This is a genomic window from Nocardia sp. JMUB6875, from assembly GCF_041154655.1.
Taxonomy (GTDB): Bacteria; Actinomycetota; Actinomycetes; order Mycobacteriales; family Mycobacteriaceae; genus Nocardia.
Map to the genome: position 1 here is coordinate 1 of NZ_BAAFGR010000180.1, position 14,192 is coordinate 14,192.

Sequence of the window (14,192 nt, forward strand, 5' to 3'; positions counted from 1 at the left end):
GAACCGGGGCGGGCGGGTGCAGCACGCCGACGGGGGCCAGGTAACTCTTGTCCGGTGCCTGTCGCGACCATTGGATGGAGCTCTTGGTGTCGCCCGGAATGTGCAGGCCCTCATAGGGACTCACGTTCGGGGCGTCGGCCGCGGGCCACTGGGGCTTGGGCGCGTCGTCGTGCTGCGCCACCGGAGCGACGTCGGCCGGTGCGGCATTGGCTGCGCCCGATCCGACAATCGCCAGGACTAGCGGTACCGCGCCTGCCGCCACCACGTTTCCGACCTTGTTGCGATGGGGGTTCAGTGCTCGGTGCTTACCTGCGGCCATGCAATTCCTCTCTTCAGGGGAACATCGGACGCTCGACATTCGAACCCACCGGTCACCCGGATTGGTGAGGAAACGGACGATCGAAAATCGTTGTCATAACTGAGAATTAGCTAACTGGTGGGTAGCTGGACATCGAAAAGGCCGGAATCCCTGGTGAGGGATTCCGGCCTCGTTAGAACGGCTATCACTCTTCGATAGCTGATGCGTCGGCTACCGCGGCAGCCTGATCAACGGTGGTGGCCTCGTCGACCGGGCCGACCGGGGTGGCCGGAGCCAGGTAACCGTTCACGGCGCCGACGGCACCGCCGATCACCGCGCCGACGGTCGCGGCGGGTACGGCGATCAACGTGGCGGCCGCCGTCGCGCCCACCGCCGGGCCGAAGACCCAGCCCGCGGGTGCGAACGGTGTCCCCGCCATCGCGCCGATGAATCCGCCCATGACCCCACCGGCGATCTCGAGCGGAGCGGCCACGCCCACACCCACCGCCGCGCCCACGGCCGCGGTGCCCACGGTCTGCGCGGCCATGCGATCCGAACGGCTCGGCTCGAAACCGGCCGAATCGTAGGTGCGGGCCAGCTCCGCCTCCGCGCCCGCGGCGAGCGCGTTCACCTGGGCGGCCTGCTCCGGATTCAGCCAGGCCGGGATGTCGACCTGGGTGTCGCCGAAGCGCAGCTTGCCCTCGGGCGCGGCGATGGGCGCGACATCGGGTGCGGACAGCGGATCGGGCTGGTGCAGCTTGCTCTGATCGACCGGTGCGAGCGGCGCGTTGGGGATGTCCCGCACGCCGGTGGCCGAATTGCGGCCGACCCGCACGGGCATGGCCGGCGCGGGCTGATCGACCAGGGCGCCCGGTTCGAGCGCATCGGCGGGGGTGGCCTCGGCGGCCGCGCCCTCGACCTCCGCGGCGGTGGCGTCGAGGTAGGTGTGCACCCCGTCGGCCATCGTCTGCGGAACCGGCACCGAGATCTTGCCGAACGGCGTGTCGATGACGACACCCGGCTTCGCGTCGGTGCCGTCCGGCTGGGTGGCGGCGGGCTGGTTGTCGACCACGGCCGACTGGTTCTCGTCCGACGAAACCGGTTCGGCCGCACTGGTTCCCGCGGTGGCGAGGGCGGCGACCAGCGGCAGCGCGCCCGCGACCGCCAGGGAACCCAGGCGCCGTCGCACCGTGCTCGAATCGCGAACCAAATCGACCGGTTGGCGTTTGCCCATGAATGACCTCTCTCCCGAATGTCAACGGATGTCGAACATTCGGATCCGGCCGGTGTGCCGGATTGGTCGGGACACGCGGCCCGGTCAGGCCATTATTGATACCGCACGGAAGGTTCGGTTCAGCCCGCGCGCTGACCTGTGGATTCGCCGGGTTTGTCGGTCGCCACGGATTTGCCGTTGCCCGAAGCGGATTCGACGCCGATCTGCTTGGCCAGCTGCGCCGCCTCGGTCGGATCGTCGAGCGCCTCGAGCGCGAGCCGCGCGAACACCCACTGCTCGGTCGCGGCCATCTGACCGCGGTGGCGGCCCAGGAACGAGACGAACCATTCGAGCACGGTGACGAAGCGGCTGCGGAAGCCGACCAGGTACCACAGGTGCAGGCCCAGCCACGCCAGCCAGGCGATGAAACCGCTGAACTCGAGCTTGCCGACCTGGCAGACCGCGTTGAACCGCGACACGGTGGCCATCGAGCCCTTGTCGAAGTACTTGAAGGGCTTGCGGTCCTCGACCTTCTGCTTGCCGGCGACCTCGGCCTTGATGGCCTTGGCCGCGTAGGTGCCGCCCTGGATCGCGCCCTGGGCCTGGCCGGGCACGCCCGGCACCGACATCAGGTCGCCGACCACGAAGACGTTCGGGTAGCCCTTGATGGTGAGGTCCGGCTCCACGATGACGCGTCCGGCCCGATCCACCTCGGTGCCCTTGGACTTGTCGGCCAGGATCTTGCCCAGCCCGCTGGCCTGCACACCGGCCGACCACACCTTGCACGCGGATTCGATGCGCCGCACGGTGCCGTCGGGATCCTTCACGGTGACGCCGCGCGCGTCCACATTGGTGACGATGGCGTTGAGCTGGATCTCCACGCCCATCTTCTCCAGCCGGTGCTGGGCCTTCATGCCGAGCTTGGGGCCCATGGGCGCGAGCACCGCGCCGGCGCCCTCGACCAGGATGACGCGCGCGTCGCGGGTGTCGATATTGCGGAAGGTGCCGTCCAGGGTGCGGTCGGCGAGTTCGGCGATCTGCCCGGCCAATTCGACGCCGGTGGGTCCCGCGCCGACCACCACGAAGGTCATGAACCGGTCGCGGGTCTCCTGATCGGTGGCCAGTTCGGCCTCTTCGAAGGAGCCCAGGATGCGCGCGCGTAGCTCGAGCGCGTCGTCGATGGTCTTCATGCCGGGCGCGTAGGTGGCGAAATGGTCGTTGCCGAAGTAGGACTGCTGCGCGCCGGCGGCCACGATGAGGCTGTCGAACGGGGTGACGTAGTCCTGGTTCAGCAGGCGCGAGGTGACCTGGCCGCCCTCGACGTCGACATCGGTGACCTCACCCATGATGACCCGCACGTTCTCCTGCTTGCGCAGCACGATGCGGGTGGCCGGGGCGATCTCGCCGACGGACAGGATGCCGGTCGCGACCTGGTACAGCAGCGGCTGGAACAGGTGTGTGGAGGTCTTGGAGATGAGAGTGATGTCGACATCGGCCTTGCGCAGGTGCTTGCAGGCGAACAGTCCACCGAACCCGGACCCGATCACCACGACCCGATGGCGCTGTGCGACGGATTTCTCGGCGTTCATCTAGTTCCTGCTCCTCGCCAGACGGTGAAACTACGACAACTCACCCGTAACGGTAGTGCAGTGTGAGCCGCGACGACCAATCAGGACCGACCGAAAACAGACCTTTTAGACAACCCTCTCGACGATACAAGATGGGCGGTCGTTCAGGCGGGATTCCCGGGGCGGTCCCGTGGCGAGCCTCGGTCGGTGTGCTCCGACCAGCGGTTCAGCGGCCGCTGAACAGCAATTGGGCCACGTGCGTGGTGGTTTCGGAGCCGTCGGCGTAGCCGCCCTGATCGCCCTGCTCGGTCATGATGGCGAGGGTGTAGCGCTCACCGGGACCGGCGAAGCCGACCGAGTTGACGACCCAGCCGCCCTGCTCGTCGGACCAGCCGTTCTTGAGGCCCGGGTTCATGGCCGCGCCCGCGCCCCACACGCCCCAGTGCTGGTTGGTGTCGACGTGGCGCATGCGGTCGATCAGGTAGGCGCGGTCGTCGGGGTGCATGCGGGTCAGCACGTTGTCCATGAGCCGATCCAGATCGGCGGGGGAGCACTGCTGGAAACCCCAGTCCGGGAACAGCTTGACCTGTTCGAGGGAGGTGGTCGGCGGCATGGGGACCAGACCGGTCATGCCGTTGGCACGGAAGGCGTTGTTGAAGGCCATCCGATCGAAGCCGGCGTACTTGTTCCAGAGGACGTCGGCGGCATGGTCGTTGGAGGTAGCCAGCATCGACTCCATGAGCGCGCGGTCGTCGGGGCCCAGCTGGATGGCGCCGACGCGGGCGCGGTTCAGCAGATCCTCCGCGATTGCCAGCTTGATGGTGGAGGCGGTCCAGAAGTTGGTGTCGGCGTTGCCATTTCGATAAATGCCGCCGGTGACGCGGTCGCGCACGACATAGCCGGTGACGCCCGGGCGGGTGGCCAGGTAAAGGTCGGCCGCGGCAATGCGGTTGCTCATATCGGCGTCGAATCCGGCGACGGGGCCGCGGGTATGGACGAGTCCATTGGCATTCGCGGGCGCCGCGCCCGCGATCGGGACGAAGGCCGGTGCGGCCGGAATCAGGGCCGCGGCAGCGAGGACACAAGCGGAGGAGGCCACGCGCCGGGCCTTGGGGGAACGCACGAGGGAACACAATAGAGGGGACAATGCCCGATACGCACGTCTTGCGGGACAACCGCGCTTCTGTTATCGAATCGACACTGTCGCACCGATTTTCGCGCTCGTCAGCGGAAAGCCGCCTGTAGCTCTTCGATACTGCGGCCATTGAGGCGATAGCAGTGCTCGAATGCCTCGGTGTGCCGCTCGCGCGGCCAGGACTGTAGAACCACGCCGCGCCCGTAATGTCGGGAGTTGATGAGTTCCCAGCGGTCTCCCACCCGGCGAACCGTGAAACCGGTTCTGGGCACCAGGGGAATCACCGATGCAGACATCGACGCGAACCAGCCTTTCCTCACAAACGAAGACCTCCCCGAAACGCACTGTCGCATACCACACTCGAATTTCAGAGTGACGCGCCCTAGCAAACCATCGGCGTGTGGCAGGTGTCACCCGGCGAGCCGCGAGGGGTGGTGTTTGCATGTCGTTCGCCGACTGTATAAACACAGCACGTGCACATTCACCGGGCCGAACGGGCGGACACGCTTGCCGACGCGCTGGCCGAGCTGCTCAGCGATCCGCTCGGTGATCCGTTCACCCCGGAGGTGGTCGCGGTTCCCGCCAAGGGAATCGAGCGCTGGCTGACCCAGAGATTGGCGACCGTGCTCGGCTGCGGGGGTGCGGCCGGAGGTGTCACGGGGGTTGACGGCATTGCCGCCAATATCGATTTCGCGGATCCGGCCGCGTTGGTGGCGACGGTGCTCGCGGAGGCGACCGGTGTGGATCCGGAACAGGATCCGTGGTCGCCGGAGCGGTTGGTGTGGACGCTGCTGCCGGTGCTGGACGAGGTGCTGGCCGAATCGTGGGCGGCGGTGCTGGCACGGCATCTCGGGCACGGGGACGCGGGCGGGTACCGGGTCGGGCGGCGGTATGCCACGGCGGCGCGCATCGCGTCGCTGTTCGACAGTTATGCCGCGCAGCGTCCGGGGATGATTTCCGACTGGGCCGACGGTCGCGATACCGACGGGGCCGGGAACGCGCTGCCGCCGGAGCTGCTGTGGCGGCCGCTGCGCGGGGTGGTGGGGGTGCCGAGTCCGGCCGAGCGGCTCGGTGCGGCGTGCGCGCGGCTGCGGGCGGAACCGTCGATCGTGGCGCTGCCGGAACGGATTTCGCTGTTCGGGGTGACGCGGTTGACCACCGATCAGCTGGAGGTGCTCTCGGCGCTGTCGTCGGGGCGGCAGGTGCACCTGTGGCTGGTGCATCCGAGTCCGGCTTTGTGGACCAAGCTCGCCGATGCCGAGGTGATCCCGAATTCCGGTGTGCGGGTGCGGCATCCGCTGCTGGCGGCGCTGGGGCGGGATGTGCGGGAGTTGCAGCAGCGGCTCTCGGGCTACGACCACATCGACACCTATCATCCGCGGCCGGAGACGGTCGCGCCGCGCACGCTGCTGTCGGAACTGCAGGCGGCGGTGCGGCAGGACCGGTGGTCGCTCATGCCGGAGCCGAGCCTGGCCGACGGGACGATCGCGGTGCACTCGTGCCACGGGCCGTCGCGGCAGGTCGAGGTGCTGCGGGACGCGCTGCTCGGAATCTTCAGTGCCGACCCGACTCTGGAGCCGCGCGACGTCATCGTCATGTGCCCGGATGTGGAGAGTTACGCGCCGCTGGTGCGGGCGGCGTTCGGGCAGTGGTCCCTGGACGGGGCCGAGCCGGGGCATCCGGCGCACGGGCTGCGGGTGCGGCTGGCCGACCGGGCGCAGCGGGCGGTGAATCCGCTGCTGGATGTGATCGGCACGCTGCTGGAACTGGCCGACGGCCGCGTCACTGTGACGGAGGCGCTGGATCTGTGTGCGGCCGAACCGGTCCGGCTGCGCTGCGGATTCGACGACGACGATATCGAGCGGCTGCGGGAATGGGCCACCGAGACCGGCGCGCGGTGGGGGATCGGGCAGCGGCAGCGGCAGGCGTTCGGGCTGGGGGACTTCGCGCAGAACACCTTGAACGCGGCGGTGGATCGGATTCTGCTCGGGGTGGCGGCGGGTGAATCCAGTGAGGACTGGCTGGATCTGGTGCTGCCGCTCGACGACGTGGACAGCAATGACATCGATCTGTCGGGGCGGTTCGCGGAATTCGTGGACCGGCTGGCGGTGTGCCTGCGGGATCTGCGCGGGTCCACGCTCGAGGAACCGGCCGGGTCGGCGCGGCCCGCCACGGAGTGGGCGGCGGTGCTCGGGCGCGCGCTCGATCTGCTGACCGAGGTGCCGGTGACGCAGGGGTGGATGGCGGTGCAGGCGCGCCGGGAGCTGGCCACGGCGTTGGAACCCGCGGGGCGGATTCCATTGCGGCTCAGTGATATCGGGGCCTTGTTGACGGCGCGGCTGGCCGGGCGGCCGTCGCGGGCCAACTTCCGGACCGGTGAGCTGACCGTGTGCACCATGGTGCCGATGCGGTCGGTGCCGCACCGGGTGGTGGTGCTGCTGGGGCTCGATGACGAGGTGTTCCCGCGCACGGGTGGCGTTGATGGTGACGATGCGCTGGCGCGGCATCGGCTGCCCGGGGATCGGGATCCGCGCAGTGAGGATCGGCAGTTGCTGCTGGACGCGATCATGGCGGCCGGGGAGCGACTGGTATTGCTGCACACCGGGTCTGATCCGGTGTCGGGTGCGCATCGGCCGCCCGCGATTCCGCTGGCGGAGCTGCTCGACACCGTGCGCGCGCATGTCGGGGCGTCCGCCATGGACCGGGTGGTGACGCGGCATCCGTTGCAGCCCTTCGACCGTCGCAATTTCCGGATCGAGGATCCGTTCAGTTTCGACACCGTCGCCCTGGCCGGTGCGCAGGCCGCGGGGCGTGCGCCGCAGCCGCGGCCGCTGTTCCTGCCGACGCCGCTGCCGGAGGCTGAACGCGGCGATGTGGAGCTCGCGGATCTGGTGTCCTTCGCCGAACATCCGGTGCGGGCATTTCTGTGGCAGCGCTTGGGGATTCGAGTGCCCGAGGAAGAGGAGGAGATCGCCGATCGCCTCCCCATCGAGCTCGACGGGCTCACCAAATGGAATATGGGCGAGCGCATGCTGACCGCGCGGCTCACCGGTGTCGACCCGAATGTGCTGCGGGCCGCGGAATGGCGGCGCGGGACGCTGCCGCCGTTCAGTCTGGGCGCGGCCGTGCTCGACGAGGTGGAGGGGACCGTCGACCAGCTGGTCCGCGTCGCCCGGCCGCTGCACGAAATCCCCTCTCGCACCATCGATATCGCGGTCGACCTGGGTGAGGGCCGCCGCCTCACCGGCACCGTCCCCGACGTCCACGACGACGCCCTGCTGCGCACCACCTACTCGCGCCTGGCGCCCAAACATCGCATGGCCGCCTGGATTCGGCTGCTGGCCCTGGCCGCGACCGATGGTGAGCGCACGCCAGCTCTGATGAGTGCCGGTCGCGGCAAGCACAATCGCCCCGCCTGGCAATCGACCCTCACCGCCCCGCCCGCGCCCCTGGCTCGCGGCATTCTGCGCGACCTGGTCGCCATCCGCGACGAGGGCCTCACCGAACCACTTCCCATCGCCCCCGCCGCCTCCGCCGTCTACGCCGAACGCCGCCTCGCCGGCGGCACCCCCGACGACGCCTTGCTGGCCGCCGAACAGGAATTCGACGGCCGCTTCGGCGAGAACACCGACCGCTACCTGCGCCACATCCTCGGCCCCGCGCCGCGCTTCCACCAGCTCACCGAGGCCGCCGCCCCCGCCCTGCCGGGCGTCGAATCCGAGCCGACCCGTTTCGGCGAACTGGCGCGTCGCCTGTGGAATCCCTTGCTCACCAACGAGAATCAAGGCCAACCGTGACCGCCCCGAGGAGGAACACCCTGTCCGGCACCCCGTCCCGTCATTCCGGCCTGCCAACGGCCGGAATCCACCCGCGTGGGTCCCTGCCGCGCAGGGATGACCAGGGGAGCCCCGCATGACCGACGACCTCTTCTCCCTCACCGACCCGGAACTGGCCCCGCGCCCGGCCACCCGTGGCCGCCGTCGAACCGACGGCTCGGCGGGAGAGTCTCGACGCCGCCGCGAGGCCGCCACGCCGGAGCCCGAAGTGCCCGACCTGTTCGCACTCCCGGCCGTGTCCGAGCCCCGGCCGAGCCCTGCCACCGACGACGACATGTCGACGGGCCAGACATTGTGGGATGCGCCTCGCGCGGGCGGCGATTCGGCGGACCAGGCGGGAGCGACTGCGCTGGAGCCGGATTCGACGGCCCCTGACCGGAGCCGCGTGCCGGAGGACGGGAATATCGCGGCCGGACACGACGCCCACGCCGAAGCCACCGCCGTCGGCGACGGGCTGTGGGAAGCGGAGCCGAGTGGCGGCACGCCGGGCGCGGCTGCTGCGCCGGACAGTGCACCGGATGGCCGATTCAGTGCGTCTGGCGGCGGATCTGGTGTGGCGCTGGGGGATTCGGAGTCTCGGTTCGAGCTGACCGGGCCGTTGCCGGTGGGGACGACTGTGCTCGAGGCGAGTGCGGGGACCGGGAAGACGTACGCCATTGTGGGGTTGGCGGTGCGGTTCGTGGCCGAGATGGGGATCGATGTCTCGGAGTTGCTGCTGGTGACGTTCAGTCGGGCGGCCACGCAGGAGTTGCGGGAGCGGACTCGGGATCGGTTCGTGGGGGTGGCGACGGCGTTGGGGGATCCGGAGCGGGCGCTGGCTTCCGGGGATGAGTTGATTCGGCATCTGGCGCAGGGGAATCCGGGAGAGATCGCGGCGCGGCGGGAGCGGTTGCTGGCGGCGCTGTCGGATTTCGACGCGGGGACGATTGCGACGACGCACAGTTTCTGTCAGCGGATGCTCGATGAGCTGGGGCTGGCGGGGGAGCAGGATCCGGGAGTGCGGCTGGTCGAGGGGATCGAGGATGTCGTCTCGACGGTGGCCGATGATCTGTATCTGAGCCGGTATGCGCGCGGCGGTGCGCCGTTCGGGCCCGCGGACGCGCAGCGGCTGGCCGCGGCGGCGGTGGGAGATCCGCACGCCATGCTGCTGCCGGAGGCGGAGGGCGAGGATGATCCGGCGGCCGAGCGGGTCGCGTTCGCCGAGGCCGTGCGGGTGGAAACGGCTCGGCGGAAACGGCTTTCGGGGCTGCGGGACTTCGACGATCTGCTGGTGCTGCTGCACGAGGTGCTGGCCGATCCGGAGCACGGGCCGCGGGCCTGTCAGCGGATTCGGGACCGGTACCAGGTCGCGCTGGTGGACGAGTTCCAGGACACCGATCCGCTGCAGTGGGACATCCTGCGGCGCGCCTTCCACGGGCATGCGACGCTGGTGCTGGTCGGGGATCCGAAGCAGGCGATCTACGCCTTCCGGGGCGCGGAGGTGCTGAGCTACCTGGACGCGGTGGCGCACGCCGACAGCAAGCGTGAGCTCACCACGAATCGGCGCAGTGACGCCGGGCTGCTGACCGCTTTGGAACACCTGCAGGGCGGGGCGGCGTTGGGGCACAAGGAGATCACCGTGCACCGGGTGGCGGCGACGCGGCCGTTCTCGCGGCTGTCCGGTGACCCGGAGCGGGTGACACCGATGCGGCTGCGGTGCCTGCCGCGCAGTGGGGCGGGGCCGCTCAACAAGTCCGGGTATCCGACGGTGGGGCGGCAGCGGGAACGGGTCGCCATCGATGTGGCGGCCGATATCGTCGGGTTGCTGGAATCCGGGACGCGCATCAACGCGGGCACGGCCGATGAGCGGCCGATCGGGCCCGGGGATATCGCGGTGCTGGTGCGCAATCGCAATCAGCTGGAGATGGTGCGCAAGGAGCTGGAAGCCGCCGGTGTCGCGTCCGTGCTGGCCGGTGGCGCAAGCGTTTTCGGGACGCCCGCCGCCACCGAATGGCTGTGGGTGCTGCACGCGCTGGAGCAGCCGCATCGCGGTGACCGGGTGCGATTGGCGGCCGGGACGGCACTGCTGGGGTTGAGCGCCGAGGAGATCGACGCCGGGGGAGCCGATCTGGTCGGCCGCCTCAGCGCCGAACTGCGTGATTCGGCGCGGTTGTTCGCCCGTGCGGGTTTCGCGGCGGTCTCCGAAAAGCTCGCCGCCGAAACGAAATTGGCTCCGCGACTGCTGGCACTCGAGGGCGGGGAACGGCAGCTCACCGATCTGCGGCAGATCGCGCAGCTGCTCGACGATGCCGCGCTGCGTGAGGGACTTGGCTTGTCCGCGCTGACGCGCTGGCTGGCCGACCGGGTGCGCGACCCCGCCTCCGGGAGTGTGGCCGATCGCAGCCGCCGCCTCGATCGTGATGCGGCGGCGGTGCAGATCGCGACCGTGCACGCCAGCAAGGGGCTCGAATTCCCGGTCGTGTATTTGCCTTTCGCGTGGGACGCGGCCAAGCTGCGGAATCCGCCGACCTTGCTGTTCCATGATGAGCAGGGGCGTCGCGTGCTGGATGTGGGCGGGCCCGACGCACCCGGTTACAGTTCCCGCCGCTTGCGTGCGGAGGCAGAGGAGCAGGCCGAGGAACTGCGGCTGCTGTATGTGGCGTTGACCCGTGCGGGCGCGCAGGTGATCGCCTGGTGGGCGCCCTCCTACGACACCCAGACCGCGCCACTGCACCGCATGCTGCTGGGCCGCGAACCCGGCAGCCCGGCCATTGCCGACAAGGTGCCGGTTCCCGCGGATTCGGTGGTGCTGGAACGGATTCGGGAGTGGGCGGCCACTGCCGAGCCCGGCGTCATCGCCATCGAACCGGTGCGCGAGTTCACCCGCGCCCGCCTGCCGCACGACGACACCGCCACCGCCGCCGTGCCTTTGGCGGCCGCGCACTTCGACCGGACGCTCGATCAGGCGTGGCGGCGCACCTCCTACTCGGCGCTGACCGCGGGCGCGCACGACGCACTGCCCGCCGCCGATCTGCCCGAGGGCGGCGGGGTCTCCGATGAACCGGCAACTCCGTCGGTGCTGGCCGATTATCTCGACGTGTTCGCGGGAGCCATGCCCTCACTCATGAATTCGCTGCCCTACGGCGCGGAGTTCGGCACCCTGGTGCACGAGGTCCTCGAATACGTCGACACCGACGCGCCCGATCTGGCGGCCGAGATCCGGGCCCGCTGCTTGCACGCGGTCGGCGAGCAGATGTTCGACGCCGATCCGGACGTGCTGTCGGGCGCGCTGCTGGCCGTCATGCACACGCCCATCGGGGACGGGACGCTGGCGGACTTCTCGACCCGGGATCGGTTGAGCGAGCTCGATTTCGAACTGCCGCTGTCGGGTGGCGATACCCCGACCGGTGCGCGGGTCACCGTCCCGCGGATCGCCGATCTGTGGCGTCGGCACGTGCCCGCCGGGGATATCTTCGAGCCCTACGCCGATCAATTGGCGCACCTGGACGACACGCCGCTGCGCGGATTCCTCACCGGCAGTATCGATGCCGTGCTGCGCACCACCGGGCCGCGGTTCCTCGTCGTCGACTACAAGACCAACCGGCTCGGGACCGGTGATCTCACCGTCGCGCACTACACGCGCGAGCGGATGGGCGCGGAGATGATGCGGTCGCACTATCCATTGCAGGCGATCCTGTATTCGGTTGCGCTGCACCGGTATCTGCGCTGGCGGCTGCCCGGGTACGACCCGGCGCAGCATCTGGGCGGCATCCGTTACCTGTTCGTGCGGGGCATGGTCGGGCCCGAAACCCCGGACGGTTGCGGCGTTTTCGACTGGATGCCGCCCGTCGCATTGATCGTCGAGCTGTCCGCCCTGCTCGCCGGTGACACGGAGGTGGTGGGACGGTGACCTCGATTCAGCTGGCGCAGCGCGGAACCGGGCTGCTGCAGGTGTTCAACAACGCCGGCGTGCTGTCGGCGGCCGATGTGCATGTGGCGCTGCGGCTCTCGCGGCTCGGCGGGGAGCGGTCGGAGGCAGCCGTGTTCGCGACCGCGCTGGCGGTGCGTGCGGTGCGATCCGGCTCGGTGTGCCTCGAGGTGCGGCGCATGCACGAGATCGGCGTGGACGCCGAGGGCGCCGAGGAATCAGCCATCGACCCGGCGACGCTGCCGTGGCCGGACGTCGAATCCGTCATCGCCGCATTGCGAGTCAGCCCGCTGGTCACCGGCAGCCCGGCCGGGCCGCTGCGACCGTTACGGCTGATCGATCCGCCCGGCTCCGACGCCGGGCCGCTGCTCTACCTCGACCGGTACTACCGGCAGGAGGAGACCATCCGCCGGGTTCTCACCGAGCGGGCCGCATCCCATCCGATGGTGGACGCGGAACTGGTTCGGCGCGAACTGGATCGGCTCTTCCCGGATCAATCCGGTCCCGGTGAACCGCCCGACCGGCAGCGGCTCGCGGCCGCGCTGGCCGCCACCCAGTGGACGACCGTGATCGCGGGTGGCCCCGGCACCGGCAAGACCCACACCATCGCCCGCGTGCTCGCACTGCTGGTGGCGCACCAGCAGGCCGTGCCCGGCGCGCCCGCACTGCGCATCGCCCTGGCCGCGCCGACCGGCAAGGCCGCGGCGCGCATGCAGGAATCGGTGCGCGAACAGGCCGGGGACATCGGCCTGCCCGAACTCACCGCCGCCACCCTGCACCGGCTGCTCGGCTGGCAGCGCGGCGGCGCGGGCCGCTTCAAGCACAACGAATTCAACCGGCTGCCCTACGACGTCATCGTGGTCGACGAGACCTCCATGGTGTCGCTGACCATGATGAGCCGCCTGCTCCCCGCCGTCCGCCCCGACGCCCGCCTCGTCCTGGTCGGCGACCCCGACCAGCTCGCCTCCGTCGACGCGGGCGCCGTCCTCGCCGACCTGGTGGCGGGACCGGTTCCCGGACAAGCGAATCCGGCGCTGGACGCCGTGCTCGGCGGCGACCTGCGCGCCACCGCCGCCCACCCCGACGCCCTGTCCGGCCGCGAACGCGAACGCCTGCGCGGCGGCATCGTCCGCCTCACCCGAGGCCGCCGCTTCGGCGGCCGCATCGCCGAACTGGCCGTCGCCATCCGCGCCGGAGACGCCGACACCGCCCTGTCGCTTCTGGCCGACGGCGGCCACGAGCTGTCGCTCTACGCCCCCGACGACATCACCGAGGTCCGCGCCGACGTCCTGCGCGCCTCCCGCGAAGCCACCGAAGCCGCCCTCGACGGCAACGCGACAGCGGCCCTGACCGCCCTCGAATCCCACCGCCTCCTCTGCGCCCACCGCCAAGGCCCCTACGGCGTCGAACGCTGGGACCGCCTCGCCGCCGGCTGGGTAACCGCGGCAGGCATCACCGCCGATCCCGGTGCGGGCCACTGGTACCCAGGCCAGCCGCTATTGGTCACCGCCAACGACCACGAGGCCCGCATCTACAACGGCGACACCGGCGTCATAGTCCGCATGCCCGACGGCACCCTCCGCGCCGCCCTCCAACGAGGCACCGCCCCCTACCTCGTCCACCCCACCCAATTCCCCGGCGTAACAACCGTCTACGCCATGACCATCCACCGCAGCCAGGGCAGCCAATACGACACAGTCTCAGTAATCCTCCCCGGCCCCGAGTCGACTTTGCTCACCCGAGAGTTGCTGTACACAGCCATCACTCGTGCCCGCCGCCACGTCCGAATCCTGGGCACCCCCGACTCCATCCACTCCGCCATCTCCCGCCGAGTCCTCCGAGCCAGCGGCCTCCGCAACCCCGACTGACCCGAGGCCGAGAGGTCGTCGCCGAACTGCCAGTGCCTCATGGCACTATTTGGAGCCCATAGACGAAGGCGTCGAAGTCTGCTTTGTAAGTGTCTCGATCAGAGGCCGGGGCCTCGGCGGACATCATGATCGGATACCTCTTTTCGCGTGTGTCGTAAGCGGATCCAAGAAAGTCCGTATAAACGTCCCCACCCGATGCGGATTCAATACCGATGGTCCTGTGCCCCTCCGCACCGCACACCGAAACGGTCTCCGACCCCAACCCCCGCCACCCGTCGCCCATACTCACCCCGAACACGGACGCGGTATCCCGAGCAGCCAGCACGCGAAGCGCGACACGCGCCTCCCCCTTACGCAACCCGAGCCG

Annotated in this window: 6 protein-coding genes and 1 pseudogene; 3 read left to right on the top strand and 4 right to left on the bottom strand. The window is 69.8% G+C overall.

Annotation, left to right across the window (positions count from 1 at the left end; genetic code table 11):
- The 4 genes and pseudogenes from ACAM49_RS33000 to ACAM49_RS33015 all read right to left on the bottom strand — a co-directional run.
- Window positions 1–319: pseudogene (locus tag ACAM49_RS33000) on the bottom strand (hypothetical protein); the annotation flags it as partial.
- 184 nt (window positions 320–503) lie between these two features.
- Window positions 504–1,532, bottom strand: a complete 1,029-nt coding sequence (locus ACAM49_RS33005) for a hypothetical protein (protein ID WP_369639468.1) — start codon at window positions 1,530–1,532, stop codon at window positions 504–506.
- Between the two features lie 119 nt (window positions 1,533–1,651).
- The gene (locus ACAM49_RS33010) at window positions 1,652–3,100 is read right to left on the bottom strand and encodes an NAD(P)/FAD-dependent oxidoreductase (protein ID WP_369639469.1); all 1,449 of its coding nucleotides are present in this window, start codon (window positions 3,098–3,100) and stop codon (window positions 1,652–1,654) included.
- Between the two features lie 205 nt (window positions 3,101–3,305).
- On the bottom strand, window positions 3,306–4,202 hold the full coding sequence (locus ACAM49_RS33015; RefSeq protein WP_369639470.1) for a tat pathway signal sequence: 897 nt from the start codon (window positions 4,200–4,202) through the stop codon (window positions 3,306–3,308).
- Window positions 4,203–4,687: 485 nt separating this feature from the next.
- Between ACAM49_RS33015 and recC the strand changes: the two genes are divergently transcribed.
- From recC to recD, 3 genes are all read left to right on the top strand, one after another.
- Window positions 4,688–8,011, top strand: a complete 3,324-nt coding sequence (gene recC / locus ACAM49_RS33020; RefSeq protein ID WP_369639471.1) for an exodeoxyribonuclease V subunit gamma — start codon at window positions 4,688–4,690, stop codon at window positions 8,009–8,011.
- A gap of 115 nt (window positions 8,012–8,126) precedes the next feature.
- Entirely contained in the window at window positions 8,127–11,939 is a 3,813-nt protein-coding gene (locus tag ACAM49_RS33025; RefSeq protein ID WP_369639472.1) for a UvrD-helicase domain-containing protein, read from the top strand.
- Window positions 11,936–13,825: an exodeoxyribonuclease V subunit alpha gene (recD, locus tag ACAM49_RS33030; RefSeq protein ID WP_369639473.1), complete on the top strand. Its 1,890-nt coding sequence runs from the start codon at window positions 11,936–11,938 to the stop codon at window positions 13,823–13,825. The genes ACAM49_RS33025 and recD overlap by 4 nt, the downstream gene beginning before the upstream one ends.
- Window positions 13,826–14,192 lie beyond the last annotated feature (367 nt).